This is a genomic window from Microbacterium sp. CIAB417 (assembly GCF_022788845.1).
The window spans coordinates 164,358-185,784 of sequence record NZ_JAHZUT010000003.1; the positions used below are offsets into that span (position 1 = coordinate 164,358).

A 21,427-nucleotide genomic window follows, 5' to 3' on the forward strand; every position below is an offset into this window, starting at 1 on the left:
TGTTTTGCCGCGGAATTACGCGGAAGTTGGCGAATCAGTCCGCACAGAGTCCGCAAAAGTCCGCAGAACGCTTTCGACGAGAGTGCTCGTCGCGGCCCGTGTGCGGTCGTCGGCGGTGGGCCACAAGTGGCTGTACGTGTTGAGCGTTGTGGTCGCTTTCGCGTGCCCGAGAGCGCGCTGCACGGTGACGACATCGCAGCCCGCGGCGATCAATCCCGAGGCGTAGAAGTGCCGGAGATCGTGTAGCCGCACGCCTTCGACACCGGCCCGCTGAAGCGTCGTTTTCCACCAGTAGTGGACGGTGTTCTGATGCGGCGGCTCGTTGTTCTTGCCGTAGAAGATCCACCGGTCGGCGCCGAAGGTCTTCCACTTCGCGATGTGGTCGCTGAGCAGATTCAACAGCTCGTCGGGTGCGGGGATGTCGCGCTCGGAGCCGTACTTGGGTGGACGCAGGTCGACGAGTCCGCCGGGCTTGCGTTGCACCTGCCGCCGTACACGGATCTGGCGGTGCAGGAAGTCGACGTCGGGAAGCTGCATCGCAGCTGCCTCGCCCAAGCGCAGCCCCGCGAACGCGCAGAACGCGATGAAGGGTCGGAACCACTCCTCGGCGGCGTTCATGATCGCCGCGACCTCCTCCGGCGTGGGGATACGCATGGCCATGTCGGCTTTCCGCATGCGGGGGAGCGTCACCCCGAGTGACGGATCGGTGGCGATCAACCGGTCGCGCACCGCAGCGCGGAGTACCGCTCGCACGTTGTTGACGCGAGTCTTGATCGTCCCGGGCGCATACCCGCCGGCGTGCATCTGCTTCACCCACGCCTCAACGTGAGATCGGCGGATGCTGCGCAGCTCCACCTCGCGGAACGCGCACTTCTCGACCGTGAGTTTCATCGCGACGACAGTCGTCGGCGCCCACACCTGCCGTTGCGACCAATCGGCGAAGTACGAGGCAAGCGAGATCGCGCCGGCCTTCGGATCGACGTACATGCCGGTGACCACTTGCGAGGTGACCTCGTCGAGCCATCGCTGCGCGTCGCGCTTCGTGCGGAAGTGGCGTGAGTGCTCGCGGCGCATCTCGTCGCGGTATCGCGCTCGCCAGGTGCCGTTGGGACGTTGCTTGATGCTCGCCATCGCTCACCTCCGAGGCCACCATTGTCGCTCAGTGCTCCGTGACCTGCCAGAGCGGACTCCGCTTCACTGCCGCGTTGGAGATCCAGTGCGCCGATCCCCTTGAGTGTCAAGGCGCGTTGCGTGCACGGCCCTGTCGAGTCTCACCGCTCGTTCGAGGCGGAATGGTGAAACTTCCCCACGGGGCCGGCGCGACGTTCCGTAACCGGACGAGAAGCGAACCCTCGCCCGCTTCTGATCCCTGAGCGGGCAGCACCCGCGTGCTAGTTGAGGTGAGGCTGGCTAATCCCACTCCAGGTCTTCTTCTTCGTTGTAGTCGGCCTCGGCTACTCGCGCGATATGAGCGTACGCGTCGTCCCACCAGCTTCGGTACCGACTACCTTGTGACAGCGCGAGCACTGCAGTGCCGGGTTCGAAATTGGGGGCGAGCTTGGCGGGGATGGCCGCAGCCTCGATGAACGTCACGCCCGTTCGCGCCCAGGGTCGTTCGCCTCGTCGGGCTTCGTCCCATTCGCGAAGCGTGTCCATGCTCGACCACGTGCTGACGGACTCTTCTGGCGGTCGCAGAATCGTCAGGACGTCTTTCAGAATCGTGCGGTGAATATTGTCGAGGTCCCGCGGCTGCTCCGACTCGACATAGAACACGGTGACTCCGACCGCCGGGAGAAGAGGGAAGACTCCGATCGAGCTCCTCGCCATGTCAGCGAGTCTGAACTGCAGCCGTTCTCGGAACGCGGCACTTTCTCCTTGCCGCGGAAGCCTGCCGAGGTCGACGGCGAGTCTGGACTTCGCGAGATCCGTGAGCGCGGCATCGGTGGTCCATGCCACGACGCGCCGTCGGGTGAGCTCGTCGGCCAGTGATTGAGTTACCCGCCACGATGCGCGGTCCGCGATGCTGAGGAAGAGGCTCTGTCGCTTCGAGAGAGTATCGACGTCCCCCCGGAGGCGCCATTCCGGATCCCAATCCCAGTCGGCGTCGATTCCCCATTCCTCCATCAAGAGGTCTGTGCGTCTGAACGGGTCCCATCGCGGCTCGATCTCGGACGCTCGTCGGATCGCTCGGGTGACGTCGCCCAATGACCGAGCCTGCACCCGGGTGTGTGCGCGGCCGTTGAGGTGACTGTGTCCATGGGCGAAGAGCAGCTTGATCTGGCGGTCGTCCGCGTAAGCGATGGGCGGACCGCTCTGCTTGCCGAGCAGGTCCAGCAGCGCCTTTGACGCCACATCAACGCGAGGCGGCTGTCGACTGGCGAAGGAGAAGTGCAGATCGAGAGTCAGCGGTGCGCGCGGCTTCGGCCACCGCGAAAATCGAGTTGCCCGCCGGGCAACCGAAGATCGAGCGCCATCGGCGGCAAGTGCGGCGCGGTACGCTGGCGTCCGTCCTCCTCGGACGTTCTTGGACGGCGCTTCGATGTCGACTGCGAGATGAAGTGCATCGAGAGGTCGACGGAAGTCTCTGTACCGTTCGCCCTCTTCACTATCCCAGAAGGGATGTGAGCGCCGGGTGGTGCGTGGAAGGATCCGCCCGTTGGCGCGATAGCCTTCGAGGTCCGGGAATCCGGCCATTGTGGTGTGCCTCCGTTTCGGCGCCAACCGTAGCGTGAACCGCTGACGCTGAGGGGAGTCGTCGGGCAGCCGAGTTCGCTGAATGTATGCCTTCATCTGGTCGCCAAAGGCGAGCGCTGATTCAGAGCCAGCAGGCAACCCTTTCGCGCAGGGTGCGGACGGAGACCATTTTGAAGGCCTTTCGTTGAAGACGTAGCGGATCTCGTCGGCCGTCGAAGTCGAAGTCGCCGCTCACCATCACACAATCGGTGTCGCAGGTCAGTGTGAATACGTCGGGCATCGCGCTTTGATTCTGTTTGGCGGAGCTAAGAAACTACAGGAAGTGGCGTCGCGCAGCGTCGTCGGCAAGCCCGAGGCCGACTTTGCGGCTGGTGCCCTTCTCGCGAAGCCGAACGCTTTGGCTGCCCTGGTCGTTTGTGTACTCCTCGATGTAGCACCTGGCGGACGCTGCCTGCCTGCTCATTGGTGCTCCTCGCTCTGGGCTGACGACGATTGTTGCTATCTCGACCGCAGTCTCGAGACCCAATTCGCGCCTAGCAGCAATCGGTGGTGTCCGACGGCGAGCGGCGACTATCCCTTGCTTCGGCTCGGGGTTGTCTGGCGACGTCGACTCCCACCACGCCACGCCTAAATCCACTCATCAGCGGACACTGCCCGCAATGAGATCCCCTTGCGGGCAGTGCGCGGAAGCTGGTGGGCATCGTGCGATTTGAAGGACGGCAGCGCCCGGATCGCGACTGATCAGACCCTCGGCATTCAGACAGGCCGACGGACGCCGAGCCTGCTGGGCTGAGGGCTTTCTAGGATTGCGCTGAAAGCGCTGCGTAAGTCCACCACCGCGCTGCTGAACCTGGGGTATGCGATGACATTGAACTCGATCTGGCACTACACGGACGGCCGCGGACTGGAGGGTATCGTCACGCATAACACGCTCCGAGCAAGCTCGTTTCGGCATCTCAACGACTCCCGAGAAGCTGACTATGCGACCGGTCTGCTGAAAGCCGCGGCCGAGAAGCGCCGCGACTCCGTTCCTTCCCCGCATCAGGCGCGGTTCGATGAGCTCATGGAGCACGCCGAGCGGCGTGGACTTGACCTCTTCCTTCTCTGCGCGGCCCGAAAGCCGGATCTGCTGACTGTCTGGCGAGGCTACGGCGGCAAGGTCTCATATGCCATTGAGCTGGACGCGACCGTTGATCTTCTCCCCGTTCAGCGAAGCAAAGAGAAGAGCCACCCGCACCCTGCAGTCGGACACGAGATCGAGCGAGACGAGGATGGCTACATCGTTCAGGACCCTGACCAGCTGCACATCGAACCTGTCCCGTGGCGGAGAGTTCGTTACGACACGGCCGGTGTGGACGAGCGGGTGGACAGGATCGCCAAGCTGGCAGAGAAGCCCAAGCACGCGCTCACCGACATGCTCCTGTCATGGCACGAACTCGCTGATATCAAGATGCTCGAGCTGAAACACCCTGCCTTCAGAGACGAGCGGGAAGCGAGGATGATCCTCGAAGTGGCTCCTCGTTGGAAGTTTGTCCACCACTACGAAGGCCGATTCGGGGTCACACCATTCATCGAGCTCTCCGCCCTCGATGGTGAGAATCAGCGGCACGCGAACGATAGGCACCTCACGAAGGCTGGCCGACTTCCCATCCGCTCCGTGATGATTGGACCTACGCCGCTCGGTGATGAGGTAATTGGTGCGACGCGTGAATTTCTAGAAGTTAATGGCTACCCAGACGTCATCGTTTCTCGAAGCACCATCCCGTTCCGATCCTAAGCCGGCGGTGACAACGCGGTCCTGGGGCGTCCGCTCTGAAGCGGCTTCACTGGTCCGAGGGCACAGCTCGTCGCTGCGTCTGTCAGCCATGCAGTGAGACACTCGCGCAAGTCTCAATGTCGGGGGGGGCTGGGCGGCGCCTCGGGCATTCGCGGGACGACCATTCGCGGCAATGGACGTGGATGCCGTTCGCGGTGAATGAGCCGCCGATCAGTGGCCAGTCGGCTTCGAGGAAGCAGAGCGCCCCCGCCGACGGGCACCGTCTGGTGCTCGGGCAGATGGCGAGGAGGTCGTCAGCATTGCAGGGCGGATCGACCGCTACGGTTGCTTCGTGCCGCCTCTCATCTCGGACGATGCGTTCGAAGACGACCCCCGGAATAAAGCCGCGGCAGACTACTTCCTCGACGTGGACACACAGCTGCGGCCGGTGATCTCGCGACTGAACGGGTTCAAGGTTCAGCCGGGAAGTGCGTTCGCGGGCGATGATGAGGCAACGCGGACCGGTGCCATCAGCCATCAGGCCAGTGCGCTTCTGTCCGTTGCCGCAGACAACGCGCACGCGCTGCGATCTGTGGTTGTGAAGGCGAAAGTGATACCTGCGTTCGCGGGTTGCTCCCTGACGCGAAACGCCATCGAGCGCGCCGGAGTTACGCTTTGGCTGATGGGCCCGCCGACTCGCGACACCCGAGTGCTTCATGCCCTTCAGCTTTAGCGGGAGTCGCTGAATGATCACCGCAATCTGGAGGCGACCCGCGCAGGCCAGAAACACCAACGCCTGGCCGCCACTGATCCGGTCCTGCTGAGGCTGGAGGCTGAGCGCGATGAGTGGCCCGCGAACATCGGGTTGAGCGTCGATCACCGAGCGCTTAGAGGAAGCGGAGGCGTAAGTGAAGCGTCGCGCCGCCCACCAGCAGGCTCTCGTCGTCTACTGGCAGCGCGGGAGCGGGTTGGCGCACGGTCGCCGCTACGCGGTCTGGCAGGTGAGCAATGCTCGACTGCAAGGTTCGGACCGCACAGGATTCCAGGCCGTGAAGTCCGCCGACATCATGGAGATGACTGATCACTTCGAGGGCGCCGTCAACTACCTAGAGGACGGGATCGAGATGCTGGAACGCCGGGGTACAGCAGCGTAGGTCCACGCTCAGCACGTCCCTGATCCCCTTCCGGCGGCGCCCGACAAAGGAGCCTGATCGAGCGTCGACGATCACTAGCCCGTGCTCATGCGGGAGTCGGGCCGAACGCCTCGCAATCTCGGAGTCGTTTCGCCCAGGAGCACGCGTCGCGAAGTCCCAAGCGTTCGACTCGTGTTGCTGTCCACCCGCCATCTTCCATCTCGCGGGCCCGTGTCCTAGACGCGGGCGCGATTGCGTGCTCGAACCGTAACGGTCTGAGTGACCGCCATCGCCAAGTCGAGCTCAGTCCGCGCTTCGTCGAGAAGGGTGACAGTGAGCGCATACGGCTGGGACCGATAGTCCTCACGGTCGCGGAACCACGTTCGCGTCCTGTGAGTTAGCACCACGAAATACGCGTCGCCATCATCTGCTTCAAGCACGGTCGGTCGCCAGTCTTTGACCTGTAGGGTCGACTCTCGATGCGCGGTGTGCGGCGGCCTAAAGTTCTGCAGGCGACGGCGATCGCCGAACAACGGCTGCGGGTTGTCCGGATCCTGCTGACTCAGGCGTTCCATGAGCGAATCCACATCGACGTTGCGGTAGGCGTCGGTCACCATCGTCGCGGCTGTGTACTCCCGGCGTGTCCGTCGCACGGGTGGGTCGAACGCCAAGGCGATCCGAATTGTACGAGAAGAGCTCCGCGGCAACGAGAAGCCCCGCGGGATGGGTATCGGGTGGATGACAGAAGTATCTACCGCCATCTCGCCCTCGTAAGTCATCGTCACCCGCTGAGGTCGGCTTGCCACAGCCTCCGAGAGTCGAACGACGCCGAACCCGTATCGGGCATGCCGAGTTTTCTCGTCGAGATCGTTCGCACCTGCTGGGAGCTCAGCTGCGGACGCGAGCAGCGCGCGAACGAGATTGGCAGATGCGTCCGGATACTCATGCAGCACCGCGGCCGCGGCTCGAGATACCGCCGGAGTTGCGAAGCTCGTGCCGTGCCCCATTCGGAACAGGGGCCCGGACGCTCGGGACGCCGGCCCAAGGACACCGGTGCCTTGATCTCGGATGTTGGCGAAGCCGGTGTCGTCGATGATGACGTTTCCCGCCGCGGCAACAAAGTCAGGCTTGTTCATACGGTTCGCGAGTTGACCGTGTCCAGGGCCCGTCCGGCTGAAAGGCGAAACGTGCCCGACGTGAGCTATCGCGCGGTCGCCGAGCCGCGGGGGATTCCGCTCCGCGGGCGCATCACTATGCGCGATTCCCCCAACCGTGACCGCGATCGCAGCATTGGCTGGCTGCGCAAGTTGGTGTTCGCGGAGATGGAGGTGGCTTGGGTAGTCGTCGGCGACATGATGTCCGCTAGCGAGAACTCCATCAAAGGGAACAGAAATGTTGCCTGCTGCCACCACGATGACGATGTTCAGTTCGCGTGCCAACTCATCGAGCATCTCCGAAAACTCGCCAACGTGCGACGCGCCATAGTCACGATCGAACCCGAAGCTGAGGTTGAACACTCTCACGTTGCCCTGCGCGTGGAGTCGACGAATGGAATCCACTACCAGGCTTGCGGGCAAGACTTCGGGCGGGAACTGTGTTGCCTCGGGGTTGCCGTCGACCGGTTCGAGGACCCGAATTGCGTCGACGGAGCCCATCACCCGAACGATTGGCCCGGCGCGCAGATCTCCCGCGATATCTGGTGCCAGCGCGATGCCAGCCACCATGGTTCCGTGCGGTCCTGGGGCTCTCCAGGACCGACCGAGAGCAATGGGCGACGCGTGGACGCGGATGTGCCCCTCGAGCAGTGGGTGCGACGATGAGGGCAAGTCATCTAGGACACCGACGGGCGCCGAGTCGCTCCACTCAACGGAGAGAGTCTCGGCCTCGATGCCGCGCCAGTCGCTCGGATCGATAAAAGGAACTGGGGGCGTACGCACGCTCTCGATGATGTATAGGGCTAGGAGCGGGGTCAATGCCGCCACATCGATCTTGATGCGTGCGGCAGTGAATCGAGGAATCGAGGACTGCGCGACGATCTGGCCACCGAGTTCATTCACCCTAAGCTCGAGAAGTGCCAGCCGGTGTAAAGCTTCGCTCATGTCGTGCGACGGCCACACGGTGACATCCAGGGTCACTAGGCCGACCTCAGGAAGATCCTCGACGCCCGGTCCCCTCCGGTCGTCGGGGCCGTATATGGCGATGGAATCGATCTTGTTGTAGAGGGATTTGAGAGCGCCCGCGCCGCCCTCGACATCTTCGCCTTGACCATAACGCTCAAGGGCGGCGGCAAACGCTCGTCCGCCATCCTCAGCGAGTACGAAGTAGGTGGCGGAGTCATCGGTGCCGAGTACTTCCAACTCGCGAAGGCTGAGTATGTGGTCGTCAGCGAACCCGGCTTCAGACTTGATCTTGAAGACGAATCGCGCGTCCACCCCATCCATTGCCGAACGAGCGGATGCGACAGGCATCATTGCAAGTTGCGCACTTAACGCCTGACCGTGTCGCCGGGGATTACGTGAAGGTGTAACTCCGAAGCCGGGCGACACCCGTCGCGATGTCAAGGTTCTTCGGGGAGGCAGGAACGGATGACTTACCACTCCGCATGCTTACCACGCGCGCTGCCGGATGCCGCGCAGAAGCTCGCTGACACGACCCGAGCTCACTTCCCCTCGGAGGATTTGCTCGCGGCGGACGTCGTATACGAATCGTTCGACGGCAGCGTGTGGGAGACCCCTCAAGGCCGACGCAACTTCGTCGGTAGCGAAGGGTTTGACGCGCATGGCACGGGCGCGTAGGCGAAGCAGTCGGCGGATGGCATGAACGCTGGGACGCTTGAACTCGGCTACCTCGTCGAATCTTCGCCAAAGAGCAAAGTCGAGGAGACCGGGGTAGTTGGTGATGGCGATCAAGATGCTGGGGCCGGAGTAGTGGTCGAGGAATTGTAGGAAGGACGATACGACCCGTTTCATCTCCCCATGCTCAGACGAGTCGTCACGCATCCGCCCCAAGGCATCGAACTCGTCAAAGACGAGGACAAGTCGGTGGTCTCGGGCGAACTCGAAAACGCGTCGCAGGTTCGTTGCCGTTTCGCCCAGGTATGACGAGACGACGGTGTCCACGCTGACCAGGCCCAGTGGCCAGCCAAGCATTGTCGCCAGTCCCTCAGCGGCACTCGTCTTGCCCGTGCCCGCCGGTCCGGTAAAAAGCAGCTTCTGCCGCTTGGGAACTCCCGCACTCGTGAGTTCTTCCCAGTGGGCGACCTCTCCAGCAACTTCATCCAAGGTGCTAGCGACGGATGGCTCTAGCACGAGGTCGCTCAGATCCAATTCTGGGATCCGCACATCGATGAGATCCCACTCGTTGTCCCGCGACTTCGGCGCCGGGGGAAGCGTGAAGAGCGAGTCCGGTTGGCGCGCACCGCCCCCGACAGCGAGGAGAGCGCGGAGATCTCGGGCGATCGCGAAGTGGTGTCGAGCCTCTTCTTCCTCGATGATCTCGTTTACCGCCCGGCGGAATGCCAGCTCGTCGCGCGCCTGGAACGCACGCACGACATCCTTTATCTGCCTGCCCGCCATACCGCCGATCATAACGGGCGCCTCGGTCACTGGACGGCGACCCGGCGACGCCTTCATAACGCCGCCCTGGGCGTTAAACGCGTCGCCCCGCTCATCACAAACAAGTTCAGCCCCCTGACGGTCCGCCCGCGTGCGGTTCAGGCGAGTTCTGCGAGCAGGTGGCTGTTGCGCTTGATGATTAGGTGTCGAAGGTAGGGCACCAGCAGCGCGCGTTCAGTGAGCCAACCGAAGATGGGCGACGGTGATGGTGTCGCCATCCGTCATCCGTCATCCGTCATCCGTCATCCGGTATCCGTTGCCCACGGCCTCCAATCGATGCTCGTGCACGAAGGTCTTGAATGGCCTGCGCACCTTCGGGTCGACGAATCGAGCGGGTGTGTCGAATTCTGTGATCTTCTACGTCATTGTGAACCAGATCCCGAAGTGGCGGGCACGCCAGGTCACGGTCTCACCCGGACCGATCGCGCCGGACGTTGTCCCGGCGATCGCGCGCTCGCCGGATTGCTGCATCGACGACACGTGCGCATCGATGTCGAGAGAGATGTCGAACAGCTTCGCGGCACGCACATCGGCGTCGGTGACGACCACGAAGGTTGACGGCATGCTCTCATTCTGCGCGACGTCGGCCGGCGTTCCGACCGCACGGAGAGCGGTCCTGCTACGGGCGAGATGAGCCGCGTTGAGCAGCCGACGCTGAGAGCCAACGCGCGCAGGGCGAGGCCGTGCCCGGATAGTTGGCTCGCCGACATGCGCGGTGAAGGTCTTGCTTGCGTGCATCCTCGAGGACGCTGCAGCGACCACCCGAGGACGACGCCAGCGGAGCTCGCGCGCACCGAATTCGCGGTAGCCGTGGTTCTCAGCGATAAGAGCGCAATGCACGCAGGCACTTTCCGTGAGCATGCTCGCGACCGTTGCCCCAGCTGTCATCGCGTGACAACCTCGTTACATGGTCCGTGGGCGCCGAAATGCCAAGCGTGACGCCGCCGCATCGAAGGCTGCGGCGCAGCGCGCGCGAGAGACTGCGCGTGCCGATGCTGTCGACCGATTGGCGTCGAAGTGGGGGAGTGAGCGGGGAGCGCACGACCGTCTGAGCGCGGTTTCGTCAGAGCTCGAACGACTGCATCGGCAGGAGGCGGCGTTGCTGCGCGAGCGGGATGAACTCGTGCGAGTGATGCGCGTCGCAGAGGTGAGCTGGTCCACGCTGAGCATGCGGACCAAGCTGAGCAGACAAGCGCTCATGAAGCGCCTGTAGCCGCGTCAGTAGTGGTAGCGCGCTTGCAGGATCGTGATGTGGGTGTCACTGGCGACGTAGACGAGGCGATTCGCTTCGTCTATACGACGTGACCAGGCACCGGCGAGCGCGTGCTTGAGAGCCTCGGGTTTGCCGATCCCCTCGAATGGATCGTCGCGGAGAATGTCGGCGATCAGCTGGTTGATCCGGCGCAGGGTCTTGCGATCCCGCGTCTGCCAATAGAGGTAGTCGTCCCACCCCTCAGCCGTCCAGGCGAGCTTGCGTTCGCTCACGGCTCGAGGAGGTCGTGTTCTTCGATCTCGCCGTCGCGAGCGCTTTCGAGGGCGCTCAGGAGGCGACGGGCGTTCTCGGGGGAGCGGAGCAGGTAGCTCGTCTCGACGAGCGAGTCGTACTCGTCCTTCGACATGAGCACTGCGGAGCCGCGCTTCGACGTGATCTCGATCTCCGTGTGGTCGAGGTTGACGCGCTCGATGAGGCCGAAAAGGTCGCGGCGTGCCTCGCTCGTGGTGATGGCCATGAGTCCTCCCGGAGTTGTACCAGAAATGGTACCACTCGCCGAGCGTCGAGTGGCGGGCCTACTCCGTGATCGGAGGGCGTCGGAGGGGGCTGCCAATCCGCAAAAAGTCCGCAAACCGTCGCGCAAGGTAGTTAATTCACGAAAGGTCGAAGGGGGTGAAAACAGTCATAAATACCTGGTCAAAGTGCGTTTACGAAATCTCAAACAGTTCGACGAAATGTGCCGTATTCGATCCGCTTCAACAACTGAACGGGCCGTTTTGCCGCGGCTGCACGTGTTGAGCGTTGTGGTCGCTCTGGCGTGCCCCAGAGCGCGCTGCACGTTGATGACATCGCACCCGGCGGCGATCAATCCCGAGGCGTGCCGTAGATCGTGTAACCGCACCCTCCTCGACGCTGAAGCGTCGTCTTCCACGAGTAGTGGACGACCGGTCCGCGCCGAAGGTCTTCCATGTGGCGATGGGGTCGCTCATTAGACTCAGGAGTTCATCGGGCGCCGGGATGTCGCGCGCGGAGCCGTACCTTGGTGGGCGCAGATCAACGAGCCCGCCGGGCTTGCATTGCACCTGCCGCCGCGCGCGGACCTGGCGGTGCAGGACGTCGATATCGGGCAGCCGCATCGCCGCGGCTTCGTCGAGGCGCAGACCCGCGAAAGCGCAGAAGGCGATGAAGGCCCGGAACCACTCCTCGGCGGCGTTCATGATCGCCGCGACCTCATCCGGCGTGGAGATCCGCATGGCAATGTCGGCCTTCCGCCTGCGGGGGAGCGTGACTCCGAGTGACGGATCCGTGGCGATCAACCGGTCACGCACCGCAGCCCGGAGCACCGCTCGAACGTTGTTGACGCGAGTCCTTATCGTCCCGGGCGCATACCCACCGGCTTGCATCTGCTTCCCCCACGCCCCAACGTGAGACCGGCGGATGCTGCGGAGCTCCACCTCGCGGAACGCGCACTTTGTCGACCGTGAGCTTCATGGAGTGTGGTCAGGTTTGTGGACGGTTCTTTGTGGTCGTCAGGTGGCGCCGCCGCTTGATCGCGGGTTGTTGTGGGTCGAGCGGGTTGCTCGAAATTCCGATACCGGTGCGCCGTGTACGCAGGTCTCCCCGCCGACGCGCCGGGCTCGGAGCCGGACAGCATGAGCGGGGAGACGTGTCGCGTCGGGAGTTTCAGCTGTGCCGAGGAGGAGGAACGTTTCCGTTAGCCGTGGAACTCCGCCGGGTGCGGGCCGGTGCGGCCGTCGCGATCGAGCGCGTCGATCGCGGCCAGCTCGTCGGCGGCGAGTTCGAAGTCGAACACGTCGAGGTTCTCGGCGATGCGTGCCGGGGTCACCGACTTGGGGATCACGATGCGGCCCTGCTGCAGGTGCCAGCGCAGCACGACCTGCGCGGGGGTCTTTTCGTGCGCCGCGGCGATCGCGGTGACGGCCGGCTCGCCGAGCACGGCACCCTGCGCGAGCGGGCTCCACGCCTCGGTCGCGACGCCGTGACGGCTGTTCGCGGCGATCACGTCGCGGTTCTGCAGGGCGGGGTGCAGCTCGACCTGGTTGACGGCCGGAACGACGGAGCCGGCCTCGATGAGCCGTTCGAGGTGGGCGGGTTCGAAGTTCGACACGCCGATGGCGCGCACCCGCCCGTCCGCGTAGAGCTTCTCCAGCGCACGCCAGGTGTCGACGTACAGGTCGCGGTCGGGCGTGGGCCAGTGCACCAGGTACAGGTCGAGCTGGTCGAGGCCGAGCTTGGCGAGAGTGGTGTCGTACGCGCGGAGGGTGGCGTCGTAGCCGTGGTCGCTGTTCCAAACCTTGGAGGTGATGAACAGCTCGTCGCGGGCAAGGCCCGACTCGGCGATCGCGTGGCCGACGCCTGCCTCGTTGCCGTAGATGGCGGCGGTGTCAATGCTGCGGTAGCCGGCCCGAAGGGCTGCGGTGACCGCGGCGCTGGTCTCGTCGTCGGGGACCTGGAAGACCCCGAAGCCCAGCTGCGGGATGGTGACGCCGTTGTTCAGCGTGATCGTGGGGATGGTCGAAGTGGTCGACATGGGTGTGCCTTTCGTCAGGGAGGGGAGGGGGGAGGGGGACGGATGCTGGGGTCTGGGGCTAGTTCGCGGCGACGGTGTCCGCGAGCGGCTGGGTGGCCGTCTCGCGACGCGCGCTGGCGGCGGCAATGGCCATCACGAGGAGAGCGGCTGCGGTGATGATCGCGCCGATCCAGATCGGGGAGGTGTAGCCGAGGCCCGCGGCGATGCCGAGACCGCCTGCCCACGCACCGAGGGCGTTTCCGACGTTGAACGCGCCGATGTTCGCGCCGGAGGCGAGGGTGGGGGCGTCGCCGGCGTAGTTCATTGTGCGCGCCTGCAGGCCGGGAACGGTGCCGAAGCCGAATCCGCCCATGAGGAACAGGCCGATGATGGTCGCGATGCCCGATGTGGCGAAGAGGGCGAACAGCGCCAGGATCACGACGAGCGCGCCGATGAAGACCAGCAGCGTGCCGTCGATGGAACGGTCGGCGAATCGGCCGCCCAGCCAGTTGCCGATGACGAGTCCTGCGCCGAAGAGCACGAGCAGCCACGGGACGGCGCCGGCGGCGAAGCCGCTGACCTCGGTGAGGGTGTAGGCGATGTAGGTGAATGCGCCAAACATGCCGCCGAAGCCGAGCACGGTAACGATGAGCGAGAGCCACACCTGGCCGGAGCGGAACGCGGCCAGTTCGCCGCGGATGCTGACCTTCTCCTCGGGGCTGTGCAGCTTCGGGACGAGCGCCGCGATGCCGACAAAGGCGAGCACGCCGATCGCCGAGATGACCCAGAAGGTCGAGCGCCATCCGAAGCTCTGACCCAGGAACGTGCCGAACGGCACCCCGAACACGTTCGCGGCCGTGAGGCCGGTGAACATGATGGCGATCGCGCCGGCCTTCTTCTCGGGGGCGACGAGGCTCGCGGCGACGACGGAACCGATGCCGAAGAATGCACCGTGGCTGAGTGCGGCGACGATGCGCCCGATCATCGCGACGCCGTAGTCGTCGGCGAGAGCGGTGATGACGTTGCCGATGATGAACAGCACCACGAGGCTGAGCAGCACGGGCTTGCGGGGCAGCTGTGTCGTGGCGGCGGTCAGGACGAGGGCGCCGACGACGACGCTGAGCGCATACCCCGAGATCAGCCATCCGGCTGCCGCCTCCGACACGCCGAAGTCGGCAGCCACCTCGGGCAGCAGGCCCATGATGACGAACTCGGTCAATCCGATGCCGAACGCGCCGAGTGCGAGGGCGATAAGTCCTAGGGGCATGAGAGGTCTCCTGATACACTGAGCAAGTAGTTGCGCACGCTGGATTTTGCGGCGATGAGATAAATCATTGCACGCGCAAGTACAACGCGCAAGCAAGTAACTTTTTGGGAGGTTCGATCGATGGGTATCGCTGATGATGCCGTGGAGATCCGTGCGCGCGGGTGGCGGACGCTGGCGGCGCTGCACGGGTTGATTGAGGCGGAGCTGGAGCGAGCGCTGACGGTGGTGGGCTTGTCGGTGGTGGAGTACACGGTGTTGGATGCGTTGGATCGTCAGGACGGCTGGCATATGCGGATGCAGCAGTTGGCGCGGGCCGCGGCGCTCAGTCCTAGCGCGACGACGCGGCTGGTGAACCGGCTCGAGGATCGGGGCTTGTTGACCAGGGTGCTCTGCGTCGACGATCGCCGCGGTATCTACACCGAGTTGACGCCGGCCGGTCAGCAGCTGTACGGGCGGGCGCGGCCGATCCACGACGACACCCTCGAGCGAGTCCTGACTGACGCGGAACAGACGCCGGAACTGGCGCCCGTTGTCCGCGCGCTCCACGGCACCCCTGTTGCGTCGGCCTAAGATACGGGCCGGCGCCGATGCGCGAGGAAGGTGGTGTCGGTGCGCGGAAGTCTTGATCATCTGAGGACGTTCGTGACAGTGTTCCGGACTGGTTCGCTGACCCGGGCTGCCCAACTTTTGGGGGTGTCGCAGGCGACGGTGTCCTCGCACGTGCAGGCGTTGGAGGCGTCGCTCGGGTTCGCCCTGTTCGACCGAAGTCGGACGGGCGTCTCACCCACAGCTAAAGGGATCGAGCTCTCCCGGGAGGTCACCGGGCACGTCGATGCGTTGGAGGATGCGGCGATCCTGGCCGGCCACGCGGCGACCGCGCCGCGGATGGCGTACGTCGGGGGTGCGGCGGAGATTCTCTCGGTCATGGTGGTGCCGCACCTGAAAGAGCTGATCGACGCGGTCAACGTGCCGATCCGGTTGGTGTTCGGGCTCGCCGACGATCTGCTGGACGGTCTTCTTGCGGGCGAGGTGGATGTGGTGGTGAGTGCCGTGCCACCACGTCGTCGTGGGATCGCCGCAGTTCCGTTCTTCGACGAGGAGTTCGTGCTGGTCGCAGCCCCCGACTGGCAGGGCGCCGATCTGGAGGCGATCCCGGTCGTTGCGTATGCGGAGGACCTGCCGATCATCCGCCGGTATTGGCGCAGCGTGTTCGAGAAGGCCCCGACGGGACTGCAGCTGGGTGCAGTGATCCCGGATCTCCGCGGTGTTCGCGAGGGGCTGCTGGCAGGCATGGGAATGTCGGTCCTGCCCGCGTATCTCGTCGCCGACGATCTTTCCGAAGGAACGCTCGTGACGTTGGCAGACCCCGAGGTACCGCCGTTGAACACGCTGTATCTCGCGACCCGGGGACGTGAGGCCGAGAGCAACGCTGTCGTCGGCGGGGTCGCCGCCCAGCTGCGTCGGATGATCCGCTGACTCGCACCCGGGCATGGTTGGTTTTCCGATGGCACGCATCGGATGCCCGATGAGCACGTGGTGGCGTCGGCGTGGACGATCGTGGGTGTCGAAAGGACTCCCAATGTCGAACATTCTCATGGTCGTGACCGCGGCCAACTCTCTTACCCTCGCTGACGGCTCCGCGCACCCCACCGGGTTCTGGGCCGAAGAGCTCGTGGTCGCGCACCGCGACCTCGCCGCAGCCGGTCACACGATCACGATCGCGACGCCGGGCGGCCGGGTACCGACCGTTGATCCCGGTTCGCTGACGGTCGAGATCGTCGGTGATCAGGCGAAGGTGGACGACTTCCGCGCCTACCTTGCCTCGATCGAGGGGGCACTCAGTCACCCGCTCGCCCTGGATTCGGTGGACGTCGCCGGGTATGACGCGGTCGTACTCCCCGGAGGTCACGGGCCGATGGCGGACCTCGCGTTCGATCCGAACCTCGGCGCGATCCTCACTGAGGCGAACTCGGCCAGCACGCTGATTGCCCCGTTCTGCCACGGTCCTGCGGGGCTGCTCAGCGCCGTTGACGCGTCCGGAGAGTTCGTGTTCGCTGGGCGCCATCTCACGGTGTTTAGCGACGAGGAGGAGCTGACCGGTGGGCTCGGGAAAAACACCCCGTGGCTGGTTGCGAGCACGCTGCGCGAGCGCGGCGCGATCGTCGAGGACGGCGGCGCTTGGAGCTCGCACGTTGTCCGCGATGGCAACTTGATCAGCGGGCAGAACCCACAGTCCAGCGAGGCGGTCGCGGAAGCTGTCATCGAGGCACTGACAGTATGAACGCCGCTGGGAAACTCCGGGTCGGGATCGTTGTCGGTAGCACCCGTCCGGGCCGCAAGTCCGCGTCCGTCGCCGAATGGGTGGACGGTATCGCCCAGGGCCGAGAGTCAGCGGAGTACGAGACCGTGGACCTTGAGAACTTCGCCCTCCCTCACCTGGACGAGGAGCTGCCCGCCGCCTATGGCCGGTACGCGCACCCGCACACCATTCGGTGGGCGAGGCGCGTGGACGAGTTCGATGGGTTCGTGTTCGTCACCCCCGAGTACAACCACGGCATCCCTGGGGCATTGAAGGACGCCATCGACTTCGTCTACGCCGAGTGGGGCAACAAGGCCGCCGGGTTCGTCAGTTACGGTGTCGCGGGCGGGGTGCGCGCGGTGGAACAGCTGCGGCTGAACCTCGCGACCGTCCCCGCGACGGTTGCTCTCAGTCTCGCTGCCGACTTCGCCGACGGTGCCGTGCACCCCAGCGATGGCCAGGCCACGGCGCTGACCGACGTGCTCGACGGGGTCGAGACCTGGGCGCGCGCACTGGCGCCGCTGCGCTCAGCGACCGAATCGGCCGACGCCGCGTGACACGGGCAGCCGGAGTTTCGGACGAACATGAGGAGCGCCATATGAGTGAGCTCACCAACACCTATGACGTGGCCGGACGCACGCGATCGTGACCGCGCGGCCGCGGCGGGCTGCTCGTGTGGCGTCGGTGAACGCGAGCGTCCAGGTGACGCTCTGCTCGAACCCCGCGCATTGCTCCCGCATCGCCCGGGGTCGTGTCCAACGGTGCCGCCAAGTTGGCCGCACCGTCTTCTCCGGCCCTATCGGCGGCGTGGAAGCGAGTCGCCTCCTGACGGTGGGGGCGTCCCCGGCCAGCACGGTCTTCAGCTCCCGGTAGAGCCCCGCGGCTTCGAGCATGGGCTACGGCTTGTGCAGAAGGTTGTCGTCCTGCTCCGCGAGGAGACCGCCGAGCGGTCGGAGACCCCGGCGCGCACTCACACGTTGACGGTCTTCCAGCCGAGCAGCTGAATCGCGGCGAGACGGCGGGCACCGCAGATCAGGTGCCAGTCAAGGGTGATCGTGAGGGGCCGCAAGAGCCCGTCGCGGCGAATCGACTCGACCAGCGGCACGAGGTCTCCGAGGTCGTGACGGTGCAGGCTGTCGACCGTGATGGAGTTCACGCGACCGCAGCCGACATCAGTGGCCTCCACCGATCGCCAGTGAGGCTTCGGGCCTTTGCAAGCGCCATTGGTGCGTCTGAATGTTGGGCTTACACCACACACGCGCTGTTGGCGGGGCGGTTCCTTCTCGTCGTGCATGCCTCCGTGCGTCGGCTGCGCGTTATGACGTTGGGGGATGAGTCTTCCGGCCATGAGCGCTGCGGCTGCGAAGGTCGCGGGCTCAGTCCCGCAGCCGCTGGTGACGATGACGCCGGGTATGCCGCACCACTCGGCGGCTGGCGAAGGGGAGTGGACCCGACGAAATCTGCATCCTCTTCCCTCCGAGCGATGCCGGGTGGGCGACGGGATGCGGGGGTGCGGGCGGGCAGCTCAGCGTGTCGGGCCGCGGGCCGCAGAGGTTCGTCGTCCTTCCCGATGGGCAACCCGCCCCCGAAGGGTTCGTCGCAATCTCGCACAACGTCTACGTCGCGTCGACCGAGGAGTAGGCGGCGGACTTCCGTGAGGGCATCGGCCCGCGGTGCGGTCTCCGTCGGGAGCGTCAGGTCTCCTCGTGCCCCACGGACTTGGCCTCCAGAAACGCGCAGAGCTCGGCGGCGACCGAGAGCTCGGCGGCGAGATGCTGCAGCTCGAAGCTCGTGAGCACCGTCATCTCGGTCTGCGGCTCGAGCGTCACCCGCCAACGCGCATCGCCGATCTCGATCGGCTCCATGTAGATCGAGATGTGCGCTGTGCGCAGCGGCACGAGGACGAGGCCGGTGTCGCCGCCCTCGGAACCGTCTTGCACGGCGACCCGGATGAGCTCTCCCGCCTCGCGGGAGCGGTGGAACTCTTCGAGCCAGGTCTCGAGCGTCGCTTTGCTTCTGAAGGGCACCGGGGGTCCTCGCGTTCTGCATGGGCGCGGACCTGCAAAACCGCGCCGTTGCCGTGATCGTAACCCGACGGGCAGACGAAGCGGTCAACGGCACGTCATCGGTGTGGACAGAGAAGCACGCCGTGAGGGGAGCTTGTGCGGTAACGCCCCCGACACAGTGCGTGCGGCTCGGGTCGGTACAGTGCGGGGCGTGCACCCCTCCCTGCCTCCAGAGTCGTACGAACTTGGCGCCGGGGTGGTGACGCGCACGCTGTTCGCCACCCCGCGAACCCGGACGGAGGAGTTCTTCCTCCGTGTCGACGATCCTCCTGGTCACGGTGCCGTCCACGCGGGGAGATCAGGGGGACTGGTCCTGGGCACCTTCGCCGTGTGTGGTCCGCGCCACGGGTCGTGGCTGCTGTGGGAGGGCACCCTCGCGCCGGCAGCATCGCTCGACGACGCGTTGTCGTTCTTCGAAGGGAATCTGTCCGTAGCCCGGGAAACCGTCGTGGTCGACGTCGACGTATCGCACGAGGAGTTGCTGGTCGAAGATGAATTCTGGCCGGTAATCGACCTGCTCGAGCGGCGCGCATGGGAGAACACCCTCCCGCGCGCGGTGGCGGCGATCGCCTCGAACGGTGAGCGCTTCGCTCTCCGCTGGGCCAACACCGCCGCTCAGAAGGCACTCGAACTCGCGCCCCTGATCGATCGTGCCGGGGTGCCCGCGAACCTCGTGTTGGGCTACATCGGCGCCGTGATCACGCAGGGGCGAGCGGAGTACCAAGCCACGCTGACGGCCGAGGGCGATCTCTCGGCTGTGCGAGTGAGCGACCACTCGAGCTCGGTGCTCAGCCTTGGGGCCTTCGCCTACGACCGGCTGCAGCAGAAGCCGGACGTCTTCACGAGATTCCGCGATGTCTTCACGTCGAAGGCCGACGAAATCCGCCGACGGAGCGACGAGGATGTCGCGCGATACCAGCGGGATAACGACATCCATCCTGCGCGTCGGCGTAGGTGGTGGACGGGACGCGCGATCGTGCAGGTCGACGACAGATTCTACGAACGCGTCGTCTTCGCTGAGATGACGGCTATGCCGGGAAGCGTCGAGGCGTACACCGAGGAGATCAGGGTCGCCGCCGAGAGCTTCGGTGGTCGGGTCGCGATCGGTCCGGAGGTGCTCGACCACGGCATCGGGTCTGTCTTCAGTGTGGAGGCCTACGAGATCAAGCGCCGTTCATCCGTCCCGGTGGACCGCTACATCGAGCAGTACGTCACGTCCGCTGCGGTCACCGGCTGATCGGCCTCGCCGCGAGTCCATGGAAGCTGAACTGGACATCGAGGAGCGGGGCCGCATCCTGTCTCACCTCCGTGCCCGCGCCGCCCGGGCCCGCTCCTTGATCGCGTCGATGACGGCGGTCTTCGCATCCGCATAGGCGTTCATGTCGTCCCAGCCGCGTTGCATGAGTTCGCGTTTGGTCCGCTCGTAAAGCGCGCGATCCGCCGCATCCGTTCGCAGCCGATCGCGCAGCAGAAGGTACTCGTCCACGGCGCGTGCGCCCCGCTCGTAGACGTGCACGTGGACGTCTCGCTCGGGGGTGCGCACCATGCGGTGGCCGGGCTCGCGGACGCGCAGCTCGTATCCGGCGGCGAGAAGCGCGTCGAGGTAGTCCTCTTCCGCGGTGATGTCCGCGACGGCGACGACGATGTCGACGATGGGTTTCGCGGCCAGACCCGGCACAGACGTCGACCCGATATGCGCGATCTCCACCTGCCGGTCCGCGAGCGCCCGGCGGATGCGGTCGCGGTGCTTCGCGAACGCAGCGGGCCAGCTCGGGTCGTAGTTGTGGATGCCGACTGTCACCGGTTCCGGCCCGCCGATCAGTTCGAGGGAGGTGACGTCGGCACGGCGGCGGACGGGCATGATTCCATCATCGCATGCCGACGGTCTCGCACGCGGGGCCGTCTCGGCATCCGAATCACGGCACGCCGGTAGGGTCGCCACATGAGCACGGGACCGCGAGAGCGCGAAGAACTGCGGCGATCCATCGAGGAGTTCGCTGCGGGCGGGTACGCGGTCGACAGCGTCGCGTTCTCCGTGTGCACCTGCGGCAACGAGACGTTCGCCGTCGTGCTGGAAGACGAGGTCGGAGTCGCAGCGACGATCTGCGCCGTCTGTGAAGAGGAGGCCGCCCTCGCCGACTCGGATGACCACTTCGACGAGGTCGAGGAGGTGCAGCAGGCCGAATGCTCCTGCGGCAACGGCGAGTTCCGCGTGGCCGTCGGCTTCGCTCTCGATCCGGACGGCGAGGTGAGGTGGGTCTCCGTCGGTCTGCGCTGCACCGCCGACAGCGTCGCCGGCGTCTACGTCGACTGGAAGATCGACTATCGGCCCACCGCGCACCTGCTCGCTCAGGCCTGAGCCGCGGACTCGCTCGCAGCCCATTTCAACGGCGCGCCGGACCGGCGTCGGTACGCTCCCTCGCGCCATGATCGGCGATGAAGGTCGATGACGACGGGGGAGAGCATGGCAGATACCCAAGCTGGATGGTACGACGACGGCACGGGCACGAAGCGGTGGTGGGACGGGTCGGCGTGGACCGACACGGTGCAGCCGCCACCGCCGCCCGCGCCGGGAGTCGCCGGCATGATCGACCGCATCCAGGCGGACGCCGTCTCGGGGGGCCAGCCTCGCCCGGCGCCCACCGGCATGAATTACGTGGTCCTGCAGGTCATCCTGAAGGAGAAGCTGTGGGGCACGGGCTCCGGAAACCTCACAGAACTCGAGAAGGCGATCAACAAGCAAGCGGCGCTGGGGTATCGCCTGCATACGATCACCACCGCGTCCTCGGGCAGCAAGGGAATTGGCGGCGGCGATCGCATCCAGGCGACGATGGTGTTCGAACGCCTCACCTGAC

The 21,427-nt window shown here is 65.3% G+C and carries 23 protein-coding genes; 10 read left to right on the top strand and 13 right to left on the bottom strand.

The genetic code is table 11. The features are described from left to right. Nucleotides 1-15 precede the first annotated feature (15 nt). Complete coding sequence (locus KYX17_RS13050; RefSeq protein ID WP_243227424.1) at nt 16-1,131, bottom strand: site-specific integrase; 1,116 nt, start codon at nt 1,129-1,131, stop codon at nt 16-18. A 279-nt stretch (nt 1,132-1,410) separates the two neighbouring features. Then, nucleotides 1,411-2,694, bottom strand: coding sequence for a hypothetical protein (locus KYX17_RS13055; RefSeq protein ID WP_243227425.1), 1,284 nt, complete (start codon nt 2,692-2,694; stop codon nt 1,411-1,413). An 862-nt stretch (nt 2,695-3,556) separates the two neighbouring features. On the opposite strand from KYX17_RS13055, the gene KYX17_RS13060 reads away from it, so the two are divergent. From KYX17_RS13060 to KYX17_RS13070, 3 genes are all read left to right on the top strand, one after another. Further along, the gene (locus tag KYX17_RS13060) at nt 3,557-4,471 is read left to right on the top strand and encodes a hypothetical protein (RefSeq protein WP_243227426.1); all 915 of its coding nucleotides are present in this window, start codon (nt 3,557-3,559) and stop codon (nt 4,469-4,471) included. A gap of 331 nt (nt 4,472-4,802) precedes the next feature. Then, nucleotides 4,803-5,183 (top strand): hypothetical protein, encoded by a 381-nt coding sequence (locus tag KYX17_RS13065; protein WP_243227427.1) that lies wholly within the window; start codon nt 4,803-4,805, stop codon nt 5,181-5,183. Between the two features lie 175 nt (nt 5,184-5,358). After that, nucleotides 5,359-5,604: a hypothetical protein gene (locus KYX17_RS13070; RefSeq protein ID WP_243227428.1), complete on the top strand. Its 246-nt coding sequence runs from the start codon at nt 5,359-5,361 to the stop codon at nt 5,602-5,604. A 215-nt stretch (nt 5,605-5,819) separates the two neighbouring features. On the opposite strand, the gene KYX17_RS13075 is transcribed toward KYX17_RS13070, so the two are convergent. The 8 genes from KYX17_RS13075 to KYX17_RS13110 all read right to left on the bottom strand — a co-directional run bounded on the left by KYX17_RS13075 (nt 5,820) and on the right by KYX17_RS13110 (nt 14,207). Then, complete coding sequence (locus KYX17_RS13075; RefSeq protein ID WP_243227429.1) at nt 5,820-8,051, bottom strand: S8 family peptidase; 2,232 nt, start codon at nt 8,049-8,051, stop codon at nt 5,820-5,822. Nucleotides 8,052-8,189: 138 nt separating this feature from the next. Next, nucleotides 8,190-9,158, bottom strand: a complete 969-nt coding sequence (locus tag KYX17_RS13080; protein ID WP_243227430.1) for an AAA family ATPase — start codon at nt 9,156-9,158, stop codon at nt 8,190-8,192. Between the two features lie 396 nt (nt 9,159-9,554). Further along, nucleotides 9,555-9,761, bottom strand: a complete 207-nt coding sequence (locus KYX17_RS13085) for a hypothetical protein (protein ID WP_243227431.1) — start codon at nt 9,759-9,761, stop codon at nt 9,555-9,557. Nucleotides 9,762-10,415: 654 nt separating this feature from the next. Then, nucleotides 10,416-10,682, bottom strand: coding sequence for a Txe/YoeB family addiction module toxin (locus KYX17_RS13090; protein ID WP_243227432.1), 267 nt, complete (start codon nt 10,680-10,682; stop codon nt 10,416-10,418). After that, entirely contained in the window at nt 10,679-10,927 is a 249-nt protein-coding gene (locus KYX17_RS13095; RefSeq protein ID WP_243227433.1) for a type II toxin-antitoxin system Phd/YefM family antitoxin, read from the bottom strand. The genes KYX17_RS13090 and KYX17_RS13095 overlap by 4 nt, the downstream gene beginning before the upstream one ends. A 238-nt stretch (nt 10,928-11,165) precedes the next feature. Beyond that, nucleotides 11,166-11,663 carry a tyrosine-type recombinase/integrase gene (locus KYX17_RS13100; RefSeq protein ID WP_243227434.1) on the bottom strand — a complete coding sequence of 166 codons (498 nt, stop codon included), beginning with the start codon at nt 11,661-11,663 and terminating at the stop codon, nt 11,166-11,168. Between the two features lie 461 nt (nt 11,664-12,124). Next, nucleotides 12,125-12,961, bottom strand: a complete 837-nt coding sequence (locus KYX17_RS13105) for an aldo/keto reductase (RefSeq protein WP_243227435.1) — start codon at nt 12,959-12,961, stop codon at nt 12,125-12,127. Between the two features lie 58 nt (nt 12,962-13,019). Next, nucleotides 13,020-14,207: an MFS transporter gene (locus tag KYX17_RS13110; protein ID WP_243227436.1), complete on the bottom strand. Its 1,188-nt coding sequence runs from the start codon at nt 14,205-14,207 to the stop codon at nt 13,020-13,022. Nucleotides 14,208-14,327: 120 nt separating this feature from the next. Between KYX17_RS13110 and KYX17_RS13115 the strand changes: the two genes are divergently transcribed. From KYX17_RS13115 to KYX17_RS13130, 4 genes are all read left to right on the top strand, one after another. Next, entirely contained in the window at nt 14,328-14,777 is a 450-nt protein-coding gene (locus tag KYX17_RS13115) for a MarR family winged helix-turn-helix transcriptional regulator (RefSeq protein WP_243227437.1), read from the top strand. Between the two features lie 39 nt (nt 14,778-14,816). Next, nucleotides 14,817-15,683, top strand: coding sequence for a LysR family transcriptional regulator (locus KYX17_RS13120; protein ID WP_308220885.1), 867 nt, complete (start codon nt 14,817-14,819; stop codon nt 15,681-15,683). A gap of 103 nt (nt 15,684-15,786) precedes the next feature. Next, the gene (locus tag KYX17_RS13125) at nt 15,787-16,488 is read left to right on the top strand and encodes a type 1 glutamine amidotransferase domain-containing protein (RefSeq protein ID WP_243227438.1); all 702 of its coding nucleotides are present in this window, start codon (nt 15,787-15,789) and stop codon (nt 16,486-16,488) included. After that, nucleotides 16,485-17,063 carry an NADPH-dependent FMN reductase gene (locus tag KYX17_RS13130; RefSeq protein WP_243227439.1) on the top strand — a complete coding sequence of 193 codons (579 nt, stop codon included), beginning with the start codon at nt 16,485-16,487 and terminating at the stop codon, nt 17,061-17,063. Before KYX17_RS13125 ends, KYX17_RS13130 begins: the two co-directional genes overlap by 4 nt. A gap of 413 nt (nt 17,064-17,476) precedes the next feature. Here KYX17_RS13130 and KYX17_RS32440 read toward each other — a convergent pair whose 3' ends face one another. Together KYX17_RS32440 and KYX17_RS13140 are read right to left on the bottom strand one after the other, a co-directional pair. Then, nucleotides 17,477-17,662, bottom strand: a complete 186-nt coding sequence (locus KYX17_RS32440) for a ParB N-terminal domain-containing protein (protein WP_374208947.1) — start codon at nt 17,660-17,662, stop codon at nt 17,477-17,479. 538 nt (nt 17,663-18,200) lie between these two features. Further along, on the bottom strand, nt 18,201-18,533 hold the full coding sequence (locus KYX17_RS13140) for a hypothetical protein (RefSeq protein WP_243227440.1): 333 nt from the start codon (nt 18,531-18,533) through the stop codon (nt 18,201-18,203). Between the two features lie 190 nt (nt 18,534-18,723). On the opposite strand from KYX17_RS13140, the gene KYX17_RS13145 reads away from it, so the two are divergent. Further along, a complete protein-coding gene (locus KYX17_RS13145) occupies nt 18,724-19,809 on the top strand; it encodes a hypothetical protein (protein ID WP_243227441.1) in 1,086 nt (361 codons plus the stop codon). 63 nt (nt 19,810-19,872) lie between these two features. On the opposite strand, the gene KYX17_RS13150 is transcribed toward KYX17_RS13145, so the two are convergent. Continuing rightward, nucleotides 19,873-20,433 carry a GrpB family protein gene (locus KYX17_RS13150; protein ID WP_243227442.1) on the bottom strand — a complete coding sequence of 187 codons (561 nt, stop codon included), beginning with the start codon at nt 20,431-20,433 and terminating at the stop codon, nt 19,873-19,875. Nucleotides 20,434-20,514: 81 nt separating this feature from the next. On the opposite strand from KYX17_RS13150, the gene KYX17_RS13155 reads away from it, so the two are divergent. Beyond that, complete coding sequence (locus tag KYX17_RS13155) at nt 20,515-20,931, top strand: hypothetical protein (RefSeq protein WP_243227443.1); 417 nt, start codon at nt 20,515-20,517, stop codon at nt 20,929-20,931. Nucleotides 20,932-21,018: 87 nt separating this feature from the next. Then, complete coding sequence (locus KYX17_RS13160; RefSeq protein WP_243227444.1) at nt 21,019-21,426, top strand: DUF2510 domain-containing protein; 408 nt, start codon at nt 21,019-21,021, stop codon at nt 21,424-21,426. Nucleotide 21,427 lies beyond the last annotated feature (1 nt).